The sequence below is a fragment of the Dactylosporangium maewongense genome (assembly GCF_039531485.1).
GTDB classification, from domain to species: Bacteria; Actinomycetota; Actinomycetes; order Mycobacteriales; family Micromonosporaceae; genus Dactylosporangium; species Dactylosporangium maewongense.
The window spans coordinates 61,030-76,869 of sequence record NZ_BAAAQD010000039.1; the positions used below are offsets into that span (position 1 = coordinate 61,030).

15 protein-coding genes are annotated in these 15,840 nt (G+C 73.7%); 8 read left to right on the forward strand and 7 right to left on the reverse strand.

The genetic code is table 11. The features are described 5' to 3' along the window. Positions 1-19 precede the first annotated feature (19 nt). Entirely contained in the window at positions 20-1,963 is a 1,944-nt protein-coding gene (gene efeO / locus ABD332_RS53170; RefSeq protein ID WP_344513593.1) for an iron uptake system protein EfeO, read from the reverse strand. A 235-nt stretch (positions 1,964-2,198) separates the two neighbouring features. Here efeO and ABD332_RS53175 point away from each other — a divergent pair, with 235 nt between their 5' ends. Continuing rightward, positions 2,199-2,858: a phosphatase PAP2 family protein gene (locus ABD332_RS53175; RefSeq protein ID WP_344513595.1), complete on the forward strand. Its 660-nt coding sequence runs from the start codon at positions 2,199-2,201 to the stop codon at positions 2,856-2,858. Positions 2,859-2,868: 10 nt separating this feature from the next. Continuing rightward, a complete protein-coding gene (locus tag ABD332_RS53180; protein ID WP_344513598.1) occupies positions 2,869-3,303 on the forward strand; it encodes a hypothetical protein in 435 nt (144 codons plus the stop codon). 6 nt (positions 3,304-3,309) lie between these two features. Here ABD332_RS53180 and ABD332_RS53185 read toward each other — a convergent pair whose 3' ends face one another. Continuing rightward, on the reverse strand, positions 3,310-4,134 hold the full coding sequence (locus ABD332_RS53185) for an alkaline phosphatase family protein (protein WP_344513600.1): 825 nt from the start codon (positions 4,132-4,134) through the stop codon (positions 3,310-3,312). A 165-nt stretch (positions 4,135-4,299) separates the two neighbouring features. On the opposite strand from ABD332_RS53185, the gene ABD332_RS53190 reads away from it, so the two are divergent. The 5 genes from ABD332_RS53190 to ABD332_RS53210 are packed head-to-tail and all read left to right on the forward strand — an operon-like array spanning position 4,300 to position 8,900. Further along, positions 4,300-5,466 (forward strand): MGDG synthase family glycosyltransferase, encoded by a 1,167-nt coding sequence (locus ABD332_RS53190; protein WP_344513602.1) that lies wholly within the window; start codon positions 4,300-4,302, stop codon positions 5,464-5,466. Further along, on the forward strand, positions 5,463-6,248 hold the full coding sequence (locus ABD332_RS53195; RefSeq protein ID WP_344513604.1) for a polysaccharide deacetylase family protein: 786 nt from the start codon (positions 5,463-5,465) through the stop codon (positions 6,246-6,248). Before ABD332_RS53190 ends, ABD332_RS53195 begins: the two co-directional genes overlap by 4 nt. Beyond that, on the forward strand, positions 6,245-6,700 hold the full coding sequence (locus ABD332_RS53200) for an NAD-dependent epimerase/dehydratase family protein (RefSeq protein ID WP_344513606.1): 456 nt from the start codon (positions 6,245-6,247) through the stop codon (positions 6,698-6,700). Before ABD332_RS53195 ends, ABD332_RS53200 begins: the two co-directional genes overlap by 4 nt. After that, positions 6,697-7,851 carry a lysylphosphatidylglycerol synthase transmembrane domain-containing protein gene (locus ABD332_RS53205; RefSeq protein ID WP_344513608.1) on the forward strand — a complete coding sequence of 385 codons (1,155 nt, stop codon included), beginning with the start codon at positions 6,697-6,699 and terminating at the stop codon, positions 7,849-7,851. The genes ABD332_RS53200 and ABD332_RS53205 overlap by 4 nt, the downstream gene beginning before the upstream one ends. Then, a complete protein-coding gene (locus tag ABD332_RS53210; protein ID WP_344513610.1) occupies positions 7,737-8,900 on the forward strand; it encodes a glycosyltransferase family 4 protein in 1,164 nt (387 codons plus the stop codon). The genes ABD332_RS53205 and ABD332_RS53210 overlap by 115 nt, the downstream gene beginning before the upstream one ends. 132 nt (positions 8,901-9,032) lie before the next feature. Here ABD332_RS53210 and ABD332_RS53215 read toward each other — a convergent pair whose 3' ends face one another. The 5 genes from ABD332_RS53215 to ABD332_RS53235 all read right to left on the reverse strand — a co-directional run bounded on the left by ABD332_RS53215 (position 9,033) and on the right by ABD332_RS53235 (position 14,477). Next, on the reverse strand, positions 9,033-11,669 hold the full coding sequence (locus ABD332_RS53215; protein ID WP_344513612.1) for an FtsX-like permease family protein: 2,637 nt from the start codon (positions 11,667-11,669) through the stop codon (positions 9,033-9,035). After that, positions 11,663-12,343: an ABC transporter ATP-binding protein gene (locus ABD332_RS53220; RefSeq protein WP_344513614.1), complete on the reverse strand. Its 681-nt coding sequence runs from the start codon at positions 12,341-12,343 to the stop codon at positions 11,663-11,665. The genes ABD332_RS53215 and ABD332_RS53220 overlap by 7 nt, the downstream gene beginning before the upstream one ends. After that, on the reverse strand, positions 12,333-13,181 hold the full coding sequence (locus ABD332_RS53225) for an ABC transporter ATP-binding protein (protein WP_344513616.1): 849 nt from the start codon (positions 13,179-13,181) through the stop codon (positions 12,333-12,335). The genes ABD332_RS53220 and ABD332_RS53225 overlap by 11 nt, the downstream gene beginning before the upstream one ends. Further along, on the reverse strand, positions 13,178-13,735 hold the full coding sequence (locus ABD332_RS53230) for a hypothetical protein (protein ID WP_344513618.1): 558 nt from the start codon (positions 13,733-13,735) through the stop codon (positions 13,178-13,180). Before ABD332_RS53230 ends, ABD332_RS53225 begins: the two co-directional genes overlap by 4 nt. Before the next feature lie 64 nt (positions 13,736-13,799). Further along, positions 13,800-14,477, reverse strand: a complete 678-nt coding sequence (locus ABD332_RS53235) for a response regulator transcription factor (protein WP_344513619.1) — start codon at positions 14,475-14,477, stop codon at positions 13,800-13,802. Positions 14,478-14,680: 203 nt separating this feature from the next. Between ABD332_RS53235 and ABD332_RS53240 the strand changes: the two genes are divergently transcribed. Further along, on the forward strand, positions 14,681-15,589 hold the full coding sequence (locus tag ABD332_RS53240) for a COG4705 family protein (protein WP_344513621.1): 909 nt from the start codon (positions 14,681-14,683) through the stop codon (positions 15,587-15,589). Positions 15,590-15,840: the final 251 nt, after the last annotated feature.

Sequence of the window (15,840 nt, forward strand, 5' to 3'; positions counted from 1 at the left end):
GAATCCGATGAAGGACCGTTCACGGGTGGGTGATCACCACCGGGACGGCGCTGACCTGCTCCGCGAGGGCGTTGACCGCGGCGGCGAGCAGCTGCACCTGTTCCCGGGTGAGCGTGTCGTAGGACGCGAACCCGTCGCCGTGGCGGTGCTTGCCGAGCTCGGCGGCGACTGCGGCGAACCGTTGGTCCAGGGCCGCGCCGAGGTCGGGCCGGCGGGCGTCCAGGACCGGCCGCAGCGTGTCGAGGGCGGCGCGGCAGCCGTCGACGTTCGCGGCGAAGTCCCACAGGTCGGTGTGGGAGTAGCGGTCCTCCTCGCCGGTGACCTTCTTCGCGGCGACCTCGTCGAGGAGGCTCTTGGCGCCGTTGGCGACCTCCAGCGCGGTCGCCTCCACGCCGTCGAGGCGGTGCCGCAGTTCGGTGACGTCGGACTCCAGCTGCACAGCGACGGGCGTGACCTCGGTCATCGGTGTGCCGTTCCACAGTTGCTGTTCGATGCGATGCCACCCGGTCCAGGGCTGGCCGGGGTCGAGGTCGCCGTCGCGGGCGTCGATGCGCGGGTCGAGGTCTCCGAAGGACTCCGCGACGGGTTCGATCCGCTCGTACGGGGTGCGGGCCGCCGCGTACAGCGCCTGGGCACGGCCACGGTCGCCGGCCTTGACCGCGGCGACGAACCCGGCGGTCTGCGCGGTCATCAGGTCGCCTTGCGCCAGCAGGTAGCGGTGGTACGCGGCGGCGGCCGTGGCGAGGGCCGGGTCGGCGCTGGTGGCGCCGGACGGGGCGCCGCCGGTGACGGTGAGCGGCCCGCGCAGGCCGGTGCCGGTCATGCCGGGTCTGCAGGAGGTGGTGTACGAGCCTGCCGCCAGTTCAACGTGCAGGGTGCGGGTGACGCCGGGCGCGATGTTCTCGACCTCGCCGATGATCCGGTCACCGGCCCCGTACACGTAGAACTCCGTCAGCTTGGAGCCCTTGTTCGTGACCGTGAACTCGCGGCCGCCCGCGGTGGTGTGCTCGGTGCTGACGGTGCAGGTGGTGTCGGTGGCGGTGACCGTGATCCGGTCGGTCGCGGGCGCGGCGGCCGGCCCGCCGCAGCTGCTGCTCGGGGTGAGGACGACCGCGACTACCGCGACCGCACCGACCCGCACCTTGGCCGGTGCGGCGACCGGACGGAAGTACAGCAGCAGCATGACGGCGGCGAACCCGGCCCAGGCGAGCACCTCCAGGACGGTCGCGCGGGTGGTGACGTTGACGGTGCCGGCCAGGAGCGTGGCGTACCACGAGGTCGGGTCCACGCCGGCGCTCACGTCGAAGGCGAGGGTGGTGCCGCCGGGCAGCACGGCCGCGCTCTGCAGGCCGTGCACGGCGTACTTGAGGATCCCGGCCGCGACCAGGATCAGCAGGACCGCGGTCCAGGTGAAGAACCGGCCGAGGTTGATCCGGGCGGTCGCGGTGCTGATCAGCCAGCCGAGCCCGACCGCCACGGCGACCCCGCTCAGCATCCCGGCCAGCGGCGCCGCGGACTCGCTCGCCCCCTCCGCGGCGGCGAAGACCAGCAGCACCATCTCCACGCCCTCACGCACGACGGCGAAGAACGCGGTCGCGGCGACCGCCCACCCGCCGACGCTCAGCGCGGTGGCCAGCCGGTCGGTGAGCTCACCCTTGAGCGTGCGGGCGGTCCGGCGCATCCAGAAGATCATCGCGGTGACCAGGACGACGGCGGCGAGGGAGGTGACGGCCTCGAACAGCTCCATCCGCACGCCGCTGCCGAGCCACCCCGCGACCGTGGTCAACAGGACACCGAGCCCCGCTGACAGCAGGATCGCCACCGCCACCCCGGCCCACACGTGCGGCAGCCGGTCCCGCCGCCCCGCCTGGACGAGGAACGCGACCAGGATGCTGACCACGAGCGCAGCCTCGAGACCGTCGCGCAGACCGATCAGGAAGCTCGCGAAGAACACCGTTCCCACGCACTCACTCCAAGCAAGGTTAGGCTAACTTCGCTAGACTCCTACATCTTGTAGGAGTGTGCAAGTCGGCCTCGTGCCACCGCTGGAGCGCCTCGAGCATCGCCGGCGTGGAGTTCGCGCTGGTCGCCCACGCGTGGTGGTCGGCGACCTGACACCGGCACGTTCAGCGGACTCTCAGGCCGCCCTCGGCACACTGCCCGGCATTTCCCGGCACGTGCATCCGGAGGCGGCGCACATGGATCGAACACCTCGGCATCTGCGGACCTGGCTGCTGGCGATGGCGGCGGCCACGGCCGGATTCCTGGCCCTCACCGCCGTCGTGGTGGCCCGCGTCGCGGTGGTCGAGCGGTTCGACAACGGCGTGAGCAGCACGGCCCGGCAGTTCGCGGCCGGGCACGTCCGCTGGCGCACGCTGATGTCGTTCGTCACCCATACCGGTGACTCGGGTGTGCTGGTGTCCCTGGCCCTGCTGACCTTCATCGTCCTCGCGTGGCGCCAGCAGTGGCAGGCGGCGCTGCTGGTCGTCGCCGCCCCCGCGGCGTCGGTCGCCATCCGGGTCACGGTCCTGCACCTGGTGGCCCGGGAGCGGCCCGTCGACCGGCTCACGGCGATCTCTGGATGGTCGTTCCCGTCGGGGCACACCACGTCCAGCGGGGTCGCGGCGGGTGTCGCGATCCTGCTCGTGCTCGCCTACGTGCGGCGCGAGCCGCTGCGGACCGCCCTGATCGTCACCGCCGCCGGATGGGCCGTGCTGGTCGGCGTGAGCCGTGTCGCCCTCCTCGCGCACTGGCCGACCGATGTCCTCGCCGGCTGGTTCCTCGCGACCGCGGTGACGACGGCGTTCGCAGCGGGCCGCACCGGCGCCGCCAAGCAGCCCCAACAGCCGGCTTCGTGAGGTGTTCGTCGTGCGCCAGGTCGAGGCGCCGCTGCTCGCGGACGGTCTGCCCGGCGGCCGGCCGCAGCGGCGAGATCGGGCCGGCGCCGCCGACAGCCGCGGACGCGGCGATCACCCGGCCGTCGGCGTCGACGACCTGCACGAAGGTGCGGTCCCGGGGCGACGGCCGGATCGCGGCGGTGAGGCTCGCCCCGCCGGACTGGCCGACCGCGGCCGCCACCTGGACGGCCCGCTGATTGGCGGTCTGGTTGACGTTGTCGAGCAGGATCAGCCGCGCCGCGACGACGAGCGCGATACCGCTGAGGATCGACGCGACGGCGACGACGACCGCGGCGGCGAGCGCGGAGCGCATCCGCACGCCGAGCCGCCGCCGCACCCGGTCCCTGAGCTTCGTCCTGCTCGCCATACCTGGCAAGGCAGCCCGGTGCTCCTGAACCCACGCTGAAGCGCGCTACTGGAGGGTGAGCGTCCCGGCGTCCGCGGCCGCGCCGAGCGGCGGCAGGCCGTAGGCGTCCTCGATCGTCCGCAGGATCGTGTAGTGATCGATGCGCGCGGTCCGGTCGCCGGGAGTGACGCCGGCGCCGAGGACGACCGTCGGGATGTGGTTGCCGTCGGTGCGGTTGTCCTCGTCGAAGGTGAGGATGAGCAGGCTGTTGTGGGTCTCGGCCCAGTCGATGTAGCCGCCGAGGGTGTCGCGCAGCCACGCGTCGGCGTCGGCCTTCGGGCAGTCGTGCATGTCGTGGCACAGGCCGGGGATGACGAACGCCACGGTCGGCAGCCGGTCGTAGTCGGCGGGCAGGTCCGTCAGCGGCCGGTTGACCTCCGCGGGCACGTTGTCGAAGTTGACCCACGGGTTGTGCCGTCGCACGTAGCTGTCGGCGGCGCAGACCGCCGAGCCGACGGCCGGCAGGTCCTCGGCGTAGCCGGCGAACGTGTGCCCGGCGTCCAGCAGCTGCCGGGCGAGGTTCGGCTCGTCGTGGAACATGTGCCCGCAGTGGTTGTCGGTCACGCCCTGGGTGCTGCCGGAGAACAGGGCGAGGTAGTTGGGCTGGCTGGGATGGGTCTCGCCGTACGCCGCGGTGAAGTTGGCCCCGCGGCGGGCCAGCTCGCTGATGTACGGGGTCTTTCGATGTCCGATGACGGCGTCGTACCGCTTGTTCTCCATCACCACGATCACGATGTGGTCGGGGCGCGGGGTGCTCGATGGCGGTGCGGCGAGGACCGCACCCGCGCCGAGCAGCGAGGCGCCCGCCAGGATTGCCGGAATGATACGCATTCCTACAATTTGTAGGAGGTCGTGGTGGTGCGGGTGGAGCGCCACGGCCGTGTCACCGCTTCGTGGTCCTGCGGCTGTTCAGCGTCCTTTCAGGTTGACGGGCCGAACATCCACCGCAGCCTGGCCCATCCGGACCGGCATCCCGGACCCGAAAGGATCGGACCGATGACGGCACCGCGGATGCACGGCCGGTCGGCCCGCGTGGTGGTCATCTCCGCCAGCTTCGGCGCGGGCCACGACGGCGCGGCCGCCGAGCTGAGCCGTCGGCTGCGGCTGGACGGGTTCGCGGTCCAGCGGCACGACTTCGTCGACCTGCTGCCCCGCCGCGCCGGCCGGCTGCTGCGCGGCATGTACCGCCGGCAGCTCACCACGCTTCCCGCCACCTGGGGCTGGCTGCTGTCCGCGGTCGGCACCGCGGGCGTTGCGGCGGCCGCGTCCCGGCTCACCGCGCTCGCCGACGAGGCGACCCTCGCCGCGGTCGGCCCTGATGCCGCCGCCGTGGTCTCCACCTACCCGCTTGCTGGTCAGGTCCTCGGCCGGCTGCGTCGGGACGGCCGGCTGAAGGCTCCGGCGCTGACCTACCTGACGGACCTGTCGGTGCACCCGCTGTGGATCGCCGGCGGCGTCGACACCCACCTCGCCCTGCACGACGAAGCGGCCCGGCAGGCGCGCCGGCACGGCGCCCGCGACGTGCGGGTCGTCGCACCCGCCGTGTCGCCGGCGTTCGGCCGTACGCCCCCGGTCACCTCTCAGGTGCGGCAGCGGCTGCGGTTCGGTCTGCCGGCCGTGGCGCCGCTGGCGCTCATCGTCGCGGGTGCCTGGGGCGTCGGCGCCGTCGAGCGGGCCGCCGCCGACATCGCCGCCACCGGCCTCGCCGTCCCCGTCGTGGCGTGCGGACGCAACGACCCGCTGCGGCACCGGCTCGCTCGGACCGGGCGGGTGGTCGCGCTCGGCTGGATCGACGACATGGCCGCCCTCATGCGCACCTGCCAGGTGGTGGTGCAGAACGCGGGCGGGCTGTCGTCCCTGGAGGCGCTCACCGCCGGCGTCCCGGTCGTGACCTACCGGAGCGTGCCCGGCCACGGCCGCAGCAACGCCGAGGCCCTCGACGTGGCCGGCTGGGTCCCCTGGATCCGCGACCCGGCCGACCTGGCCGCCGCGCTGCGCCAGGCGATGGTCACCCCGAACGCGTTCCGCCCGGCGGCGATCCGCCCGGAGACCGTCATCGCCGCAGCGGCTGGCATGCCGAGTCCGAGCCCGAGCCCGGTCCCGTCCGCGGTCCGGCCGCCTTCGCCGGTGGCGGACGGCGGTCCGCGGGTGGTGGCGGCATGAGGCGGGGACTGGCGTGGGCGGCCGGTGTCGCCGGTGCCGCGTGGGCCGTGCACGCCGCTCCCGCCGTCACCGCCTGCACGCCGCTGCGCCGCGCGGTGCTGCCCGGTCTCGCCGGGGCCGGGGCCGCCGGGCACGTCGCGCTGACCTTCGACGACGGCCCCGACCACCGCTCCACCCCGCAGTTCCTGCGGGTGCTCGCCGAGCACGACGTGCAGGCCACCTTCTTCCTGCTCGCCTCGATGCTGCAGCACGACCCCGACCTCGGCCGTGAGATCGTCGCCGCCGGCCACGAGGTCGCCGTGCACGGCTGGGCACACCGGTGCCTGCTGTGGCGCACCCCCGGTGCCACCGCCGACGACATCACCGCCGCCCGCGACCTCATCGCCGCGACGACCGGCGTGACCGCGCGGTACTACCGCCCGCCCTACGGTGTGCTCACCGCCAATGCCCTGCGCACCTGCCGGCGGATCGGCCTGCGACCGGTGCTGTGGACCAGCTGGGGCCGCGACTGGCGGGCCCGCGCCACCCCGACGTCCATTGTGGACACCGTCGCCGGGCGGCTCGCCGGTGGCGGCACGGTGCTGCTGCACGACTCCGACTGCACCTCGGCCCCCGGCTCGTGGCAGCGGACCCTGGCCGCGCTGCCCAGGATCATCACCCTGGCCCGCGACCGCGGCCTCACCGTCGGCACGCTCGGCGAGCACCTGGGCGAACAAGCGGGCGAACATGCGGGCGAACGAGCTGGCGAACGTCTGGCCGAACGCCGCGTGGTGTCGGCATGACGTGGCTCGTCACCGGCGGCGCCGGATACATCGGCGCCCACGTCGTACGGCGGCTGCGCACCGCGGGGCAGCCCGTCGTCGTGCTGGACGACCTGTCCACCGGGTTGCCGCACCGGGTGGCCGCCGACGTGCCGCTGACCGTCGCCGGCGCGCACCACGCCGCGGTCGTACACCTCGAGACCCGGCGGGCCGTCGGGCGGATCCACAACGTCGGCAGTGGTCGCGGGGCATCGGTCCTCGACGTCGTGCGCACCGTCGAGTCCGTCACCGGGCTGCCGGTGCCGCGTCACGCGGGGGCGCGGCGGGCCGGGGACGCGCCCGCCGTCGTCGCGGCCGTCGGCCGGATCCACGATGAGCTCTCCTGGCAGGCCCGGCACACGCTCGCCGACACGGTTGCCGCCGCGTGGACGGCCCGGCGGCACGACACGGTCGCGACGGCCGGACGGCCATGACGACCAGGGCGCGGCTGATCCTGCTGGCGGGCGGGATCGCCGTGGTGGTGTGGGCGGCGCTGCACCTGTCGTCCGTCGGCGCATCGTGGTCGGGTGCCTGGCGGCAGCTCGGCACCGTCACCTGGCAGTGGCTCGCCGCGCTCGGCGTCGTCTGGCTCGCCGGGCTCTGCGTGCACACCATCGTGCTCAGCGCCGCCATGCCCGGCCTCACCCACCGCCGGGCCCTCACCCTCAACCTGGCCGGCAGCGCCCTGTCCAATGTGCTGCCGTTCGGTGGCGTCGCAGGCACCGCGCTCAACCTCGCCATGGTCCGCAGCTGGGGACGCGGCAACCTCGACTTCGCCCGGTTCGTCATGCTGTCAAAGGCCTGGGACACGGCGGCAAAGCTCGTCATGCCGCTCGTCGCCGTCGGCACGCTGCTCGCCACCGGCTTCCTGGACGCCGGCCCCAACGGCATGCTGTGGCTCGCGACGGCGGTCTTCGCCGCCGGGACAGGTCTGCTCCTGGTCACCGCGCTCTTCGGCCGGGCGGGACCACTCCTGCGCGTCGTCGCGTTCGCCGAGCGGCTGCGGCACCGACGGCCCGGCTACGGCGCCGGCGCACCCAGTGCCGTGTCGGGCTGGACGGCCACGGCCGCGGCGCTGCTGGACGGCACCGACCAGCTCGTCCGGAGCCGGTGGGCCGCATTGACCTGGGGCATGATCTCCTACTGGCTGATGCAGGGCGCCCTGTGGTGGCTGTGCCTGCTCGCAATCGGCGCAGCCATGCCATGGCCGCTGGTCGTCGCCGGCCTCGTCACCGAACGACTCCTGACCCTCGCCGGGATCACCCCGGGCGGCGCAGGACTCATCGAAGCCGGCACCGTCGGGGTGTTGATCGGCCTCGGCGCCGACGCTACCGGCGCCCTCGCCGGGGTACTTCTGTTCCGCGCGTTCATCTTCGTCGCCGAGATCCCCGTCGGTGGCCTCGCCGTCGCGCTGTGGCTGCTGACCCGGCGCACCACTCCCCGAACCGGACCGTCCCGACCGGAGCCCCCATGCGGATCACCCACGTCACCGACGTCTTCCTGCCCCGCCTCGGCGGTATCGAGCTCCAGGTCGACGACCTCAGCTCCCGCCAGCTGCACAGCGGACACCAGCCGACCGTCCTGACCACCACCGCGCCCGGCGCGGATACTGCCGATGCGGTCCCGGTGCGGCGACTCGGGCACGGCACGGCCGGAATCGGGCCCTACCGCGTCGTACGGGAGCCGCTGCTGCTGCGGGCGCTCCGGGCAGATCGCCCGGACGTGGTGCACGCGCACATCTCGGCGTTCTCGCCCCTCGCGTGGACCCTGACCCGCCTCGCCGCCGCCGACGGCATCCCCACCGTCGTGACCGTGCACTCGATGTGGCACGACATCGTTCCCCTGGTGCGCCGCTACGCCCGCCGATACGGTGCCGCGTCCTGGCCGGTGACGTGGACCGCGGTCAGCACGGCCGCCGCGGCCGCGGTCCAGGACGCCCTGGACGGCGCACCCGTCGCTGTGCTGCCCAACGGCATCGACCCGGCCGCCTGGCTGGCCCCACCCGCCCCGCGCACCGGTGCGGCGCCGACCCTGATCAGCGTGCTGCGGATGGTCCGCCGCAAACGGCCCGCGGCGCTGCTGGACCTGCTCCTGGTGATGCGCACGGTGCGGCCCGGCGGGTTCCGGGCCGTGCTCGTCGGCGACGGCCCGCTGCTGCCTGGGCTGCGCCGCCGGGTCGCCGCCGCCGGCGCCGAGGCTGACATCGTGCTCGCCGGGGCCCTGGACCGGCCCGCGATCCGGGCCCTGCTCGCCGCCGCCGACCTGTACGTCGCGCCGGCCCGGCACGAGTCGTTCGGCATCGCCGCCCTCGAGGCCCGCAGCGCCGGCCTCCCGGTCGTGGCCCGCGCCGGCAGTGGGATCGCCGACTTCATCCGGGACGGGACGGAGGGCTGGCTCGTGCACTCCGACGACGACCTGCGTGGGACGGTCGAATCGCTCCTGGACGATCCCGCGAGACTCACCGCCGTCGCCCGGCACAACCGCGCAGTCGCGCCCGGCGTGAGCTGGGGAACGGTCCTCGCCGCCGCAGACGCCCTCTACGACACTGCCGCACACCGTCAATGCCGCCTGCCGGTCCACTGTCGTGGCCAGTTCGTGTCGCCGCGCAACCCCAGCATCTCCTACACATTGTAGGAGGTAGCGGGGGAACTGCCTGCGCGCCGCCGCCCGAGCCGTGGACGCCGTCGCGGCGCGGGTGCCGGGCGCGGCCTCCTACGCCGTCAACGTCGTCTACGTCGCCCGCACCTGACCGGCCTGTGGTCGCAGTTACGGTTCGCGGAGCAGGGTCAGGTCGGGACGGCGGGTCCGGGCCACCACCGCGGCGACGGTGGCTGCCGCGGCGGCGACGCCCGACCCGATCACGACGGCGAGATAGCCCCACGGCACCGCGAGCCGGTCCGGTGGAGGGTCGAACACACCGTTGAGCGTCGCGACCAGGACCAGGGCCTGCCCGACCCCGAGCGCCACCCCCGCGAGCACGGCCGGCCCGACGATCACGGCGGCCTCACCGGCGACGAACCCGGCGAGATGCCGGCGCCGGGCGCCGAGCGCCGCGGCGACACTGAACGTGCGCCGCCGCTCCGCCATGTCCACCGCCAGGACCAGGCCCGCCGCGGCGGCCGCGATCGCCAGCGCGAAGCCGAGCTCGATGCGGGTGAGCCCGCCGAGGTCGACGGCGGTGAGGCTGGAGCCGACCAGGGCCCGGCTCGTGGTGATGTCGGTGACGGCCGGGCCGGGCCCGAGCCGGGTGCGCAGCGCGGCGGCGACGGCGGCCGGGTCCCCGCCCGCCGTGTCGACGAGGTGCGTCCCGGGCCCCGCCCCTGCCTTCGCGGTCAGATACGTCTCGTTGACGACCAGGAAGCTGTCGGTCGGCGCGGTCGGGAACTCGTTGACAACACCGAGGAAGTGAAAGTCGACGGGAGTCGCCGCGCCCGTCCGGGCGTCGGTGACCCGCAGAGTGATCCGGTCGCCGGGCTGCAACTGGAAGTCCACGACGGTCTCGGCGGAGACAAGGACCCCGTCGGGCTGCCGGTCGAGGCGTTGCATGAGCGCCGCGGCGGTACCGCCGGTGAACCAGCCGTCGGCGAGGTGCGCGCCGGCGGTGACCGTGGCGGGCCGCACCGCGTACAGGTCCTGCAGGTCCGCGCCGACATAGGCGAAGCGGTGCTGGATCGTCTCCACGTGCCGCACCCCCGGCGTGCCGGCGATCGCGCCGGCCAGATCGCCGCTGGAGTCGCTGCCGGCATCGGCGGCGGTCACGGTCACGTCGGCGCCGTTGGTGAGGCGGGCGTCGACCTCCGCCTGCTGCCGGTACGTGGCGGTGAACCCGGCCGCGGCCACGGCGAACCCGACCGCGAGCGCGATCAACGTCACCGCTGTCGCGACCGCCCGTCGGCGCCGCCGTAGCCCGGCGGCGGCCGTGCCGGCCAGCGGACCCGCGGGTCCGCGCAGCAGCCTGGTCAGCGGCACGCGCCCGAACCGCAATGCGAGCTCGACGAGCCGCCACAGCAGCAACGCGGCCCCGACCCACAGCAGCGCCGGACCGGCGAACGCCCAATAGTCCACCGCGATCCGCGGCGCCCCCTCCGGCGCCAGCACCAGCTGGTAGCCGGCCGCCGACGTGGCCCGCAGCACCAGGAACGCGGCCGCCAGCGCGGCGACGTCACCACCGAGGCGCAGGACCAGCGGCAGCCGATCGTGGTCGGCCCCGGCCCGCACGGCGGCGACACTGTCGGCGCGCAGGGAGCGCCAGGCGGGCAGCAGCACCGTGGCGGCCGCCACGACGACCCCGGCGACGGCCGCGGCGGCCGACCACAGGGGCGTGCCCGGGTTGCCGAACACGGCCGCGCCGAGCGCCGCCGCAACCGCCACGCCGAGACCGGCGCCGAGAACTCCGCAGGCGGCGGACTCGACCGCGGCGAAGGTCAGCACCTGCCGGGTGGTGGCGCCACGGGTCCGCAGCAGCGCCTGCTCGCGCTGCCGCCGCCGGCTCGCGGTGGCGACGATGACAGTGGTGAGCAACCCGGCGAGGACGGCGCCTGGGGTGGCCAGGAACAGGAACAGGGCAGTGGCGTACGCGGCGTCGGCCCTTGCGGCGTCCAGCGCGGCGCCGAGGTTGTCGGTGGTGTGGCCCGCTCCGGCGAGGTCCGCGTCGAGGTGCCGTGCGGCACCGCCGGTCGCCGTGTAGGCCCGGCCCGGGTCGGCGGGCAGTCTCCGGTCGGTCCGGGCGTGCACCTCGTCGGTGAACAGGTCGGCCCGCACAGCCCGCAGCGGCGTGAACATCTCCGCGAACGTGGTGTCCGGCAGCAGCAGCACGTTGTCCGGTGGTGCCACGGCGGTTCCCGGCGTGGTCCCGGCGAACATGGTGTCGGCGTGCGGCAGGTCCACCACCCCGGTGACGGTCACCTCCGCCGGCGTCAGGCCGGGCCGTTGGACCGTGATGACCGTGCCGGGCACGGCCCGCAGGTTCGCCGCCGTCTGCTGCGCCAGCAGCACGCCCTTGCCGTCGCCAGGACCGCCTCCGAGGTCACGGATCTGTCCCGGGAACCGGTCGCGGTAGCCGTCCGGCAGGCCCACGACGACGGCCGCTCCGGTCGTGCTCACCGACCCGCGGATTGTCGCGGCGAGCGCCGGCACGCGCACGTAGGCGACGGGCAGCGCAGTGTGGACACCGGGTTCGGCTCGCACCAGGTCCAGGACGGTCTTCGGGTCTGCGTTGGTGTCCAGGTGTACCTGCCAGTCGACGCCGACGGTCGCGACGGCGCGCGCGGTCATGCTCTGCTGCGCCCTGCTGAGGAACGCGCCGAGGGTGGCGAGCAGCGCGACGGCGGTGCCGATCCCGGCCGCGGTGGCGAGCAGGCGGGCACCGCGGTGGCGCAGCAGCCCGTCGAGCCAGATCAGCATGTGTCTGCTCCGATGGGTGTGATGCGGGTGAGCGTCCCGTGCGTCATCGACCAGCTGGTCCGCATCCGGGCGGCCACGGTCTCGTCGTGGGTGGCGATCAGCAGGGCGGCGCCGACGCGCTCGACGGTCGCCAGCAGCGCCGCGGCGAGGTGGGCGGCGGTCGGTCCGTCGAGGGCCGCGGTCGGCTCGTCGGCGACGACCAGCTCGGGCCGGCCCGCGACGGCACGGGCGACGGCGACGCGGTGCGCCTGCCCGCCGGACAGCTCGTGGGGCAGCCGGTCGGCAAGATGGCCGAGCTCCAGGGTGCGCAGTGCCTCGGCGGCGGCCTCGGCGGCCGCTTCAGCGGTGTGCCCGGCGAGTAGCAGCGGCAGCTGCACGTTCTCGAGGGCGGTGAGATCGGGCAGCAGGTTCGGCTGCTGGAACACGATCCCGACGCTGCCGGGGTGCTGCAGCGGCCCGCCCGGCAGCCGTGGCCAGGTGGCGGTGCCGCTGGTGGGCCGGTCGATGCCGGCGACGAGGTGCAGCAGCGTCGACTTGCCGGACCCGGACGGCCCGGTCACCGCGATCCGGTCCCCGGCGACCACGAGGCAGCTGACATCGTCGACGGCGGTCACCTCACCGAACGTGCGGCCCAGCCCGGTGCCGACGAACAGCACGGTGCCGTCACCCGTCATGGCCGGTCCGGTCTGTGCCCCGGTCTGTGCCCCCGTCTTCGGCTCGGTCTGCGGCTCGGTCTGCGGCTCGGTCTGCGGCTCGGTCTGCGGCTCGGTCTGCGGCTCGGTCTGCGGTTCGGTCTGCGGTTCGGTCTGCGGTTCGGTCTGCGGTTCGGGTGTCGGCTTGGTGGACACGACCGTCGTGAAGCTCGACGACCCGGTGCGCGGCGCGGGTGACGGCCCGGCTGTGGCTGGCGACGAGGACCGCGGTCCCGGCGACGGCGCGCGCGGCGAGCAGCGACAGCACCGCCCGCTCGGTGAACGCGTCCAGCTCACCGGTCGGCTCGTCGGCGATGAGCACCGGCGGGTCGTTGGCCAGCGCGACCGCGAGCGACGCCCGGGCCGCCTCACCCCCGGACAGCTGCCCCGGCAGCGCCCGGCCGCGCCCGTCGAGGCCGACGGCGCCGAGGAGCCGGTCGACGACACCGGCGTCGTGCCGCTGCCCGGCGAGCCGTCGGGCGAAGCGGATCTGCTGCCCGATCGTGAGGTGCTCCAGGAGGTTCCCCGACTGGTGCAGCACGCCGATGTACTTTGCTCGCAGCCGGGCCCGATCCGTGTCGGGCCGGCGGGTGATGCGCTGCCCGGCGACCCACACATCACCGCCGTCGGGTTCGTCGAGCCCGGCGAGACACTGCAGCAGCGTCGACTTGCCCGACCCCGAGGGCCCGGTCACCGCGACCCACTCACCGGCGGCCAGCTGCACCGACACCCCGCACAGCGCGACCACCTCCTCGTCGCCGGCGTGGAAGAACCGGTACAGCCGCTGCGCCCGTAGCACCGCCGCCGATGGTGCGGTCACGGCAGCCACCGCACGGAGTCCGTGACGGTCCGCCACGGGTCGACGTTGTCGGCGCCGTGCGGCCCCGCGAGGGTCACGGTCAGCAGCGTCGCGTCCCGCCAGAACTGGTACCGCTCGACGTCGTCGCTGACCACCTTGCCGGTCACCGGATCCGCGGCGGAGTCGGCCCGGTACGTGATCAGCACCGCCGTGCCCGCCTTGCGGTCGACTGTGCTCACCGTGCCGGGCGTGAACCCGGCCGTGGCGTCCTTCAGCGCCGCGAGGTCGGCGGCGCCGCTGGCGGCGTCCGGCGGCGTGGCCCGCGGCGCGACGACGGCCGTGATCGTGTTGAGCTTGTCGGTGAAGGTCGCTGTGCCACCGGACTCGGCACGGGCCCAGCCCTCCGGCACCTTGATGCTGAACCGGCCGTCCGCCGGCCGGTACTCGACGAACGCCTGGTTGTCAGGGATGTCCCCGGCACCGCCGGTGTCCCCACCCGACCCGCCCCGGCCGCACCCCGCGAGCATGACGACGACGGCCGCGATGACCAGTGTCACAACCGAACGATTCCGCATGACCGGCACCGTAGGCGCGAGTGCCTGAAAGCCCGCTGAACGCGGGTCCATGCGGCCGGGCAGGCTATCCGCCGTCAGCCGCCAGACGGTAACCGGCCCCGCGGACCGTCGTGATCGCCGTGCGCCCGAACGGCTGGTCGATCTTGCGGCGCAGGTAGCCGATGTAGACGTCGACCACGTTGGAGTCGCCGTCGTAGTACGTGTCCCAGACGCCCTCGAGGATCTGGGTGCGGGACACGACCTCGCCCCGGTGCCGCATCAGGAAGTGCAGCAGATTGAACTCGCGCGGCGTCAACGCAATCGGCTCGTCGCCGCGCGCCACGGTCAGCCGGGCCGGGTCCAGGCTGAGGTCTCCGACGGTGAGCACGGCCGGCCGCGCGGGCGCACCCCGGCGGATGAGCGCCCGCAGCCTGGCCTCGAGCACCACGAAGCTGAACGGCTTGGTCAGATAGTCGTCCGCGCCGAGGTCGAAGGCGTCCGCCTCGTCGAACTCGCCGTCCTTCGCGGTCAGCATCAGCACCGGCGTCCACACGCCGGCTGCCCGCAGTTGCCGGCACACCTCGTAGCCGCTGAGCCCGGGCAGCATGATGTCCAGCACCACCGCGTCGTACGCGGTCCCCTTCGCCGCCCACAACCCGTCGGTGCCGGACAGGGCAAGGTCCACCGCGAACCCGTCGACGTTGAGCCCCTGCCGAATCGTCTTGGCCAGCCCCTCCTCGTCCTCCACGAGCAGCACCCGCATGCGATCACCCCCTGAACCGACCTATCAAGCCTGCTGCGCACCGATAAGGAACCGCTGAGAGCGCTGCCCCACGGCTGACCGGCGTCAGCGTGATCCGCGGGTCGCAACCACTTTCAGGCCGTTCTTATGCGGCTTGTCATAGGTTTGCCCAGATTTGCCCTACTGTCGCCGGCCTCGGCGACCGACGGCGCAAGGAGATCCCTATGCAGCATGCCGAGGACACCACCCAAGCAGCGCTGGCTCGGGGCAGCCGCTACGCCATGCGAAAGCTGCCCGACGTCACCCTCGCCTTCTGGATCATGAAAATCGCCGCCACAACGCTCGGTGAGACCGCCGGAGACCTGTTCGCCCAGACCCTCAAGCTGGGCTACTTCCTCACCACGATCGCCCTGTTCTGCATCTTCATCGTCACGCTGCTCGCGCAGCTGCGCTCCCGCCGGTACAACCCGTTCTACTACTGGGCCGTCATCCTGTCCACGAGCATGGCCGGCACCACCATCTCGGACTTCATGAATCGCGACGCCACCGCCAAGTACCTCCCCACCGGCGCCGCCACCCTCGGCTGGGGGCCGCAAGGACTGGGGCTTGGCTACCCCACCGGTGCGGCAATCCTCGTCACACTGCTGATCACCATCTTCGTGGCATGGCGGTACGCCGGGCTCACGTTCGCGATCCGCGACATCGACACGTTCCGAGGCGAGGCGCTGTTCTGGGCCGCGATCCTGGTGTCCAACACCCTGGGCACCTCGATGGGCGACTTCCTGTCCGACAGCTCCGGCCTCGGCTACGGAGGTGGCGCGCTCCTCATCACCGCCGCGCTCGCGGCCCTGCTCATGCTCAAGTACGTGCCGGCCGTCCCGAACGTGGCCTTGTTCTGGGCCGCGTTCGTCCTCACCCGGCCGCTGGGCGCCACGGCCGGTGACTTGCTCACCAAACCCACCACCAAGGGCGGCCTGGACCTGGGCACACTCGGCTCGTCCGCAGTCCTGCTCACGGTGCTGTTCGGGCTCATGGCCCACGCCCACGTCAAAGACCGCAAACACGGCCCCCGTCTCCACGAGCGCAGTGCCGGAGCCGCCGCCGGCCGCGACCACCTACACGTGGAGGGATGACGGTGGGAAGCATGCCAGGCAGCTGCCTCACACCCCGCTCGAGGCGCTAGCCCGTACATCCGGGTACCGGTCGTTTGGACTCGCACGGCTGAGCCGAGATCCGGATCGCCGACCCGCGGCGCGCCATCCCCGCCATGTCGCCAGTCCCAATGGCGATGATGCATCGACCAGATGCCGGACGCTCGGCCCGGCGCCGTCCGCTCCGCCGGGGTGTGACGCAGGCCGCGGCGGGTAGCCAGCGACGTGTCGGT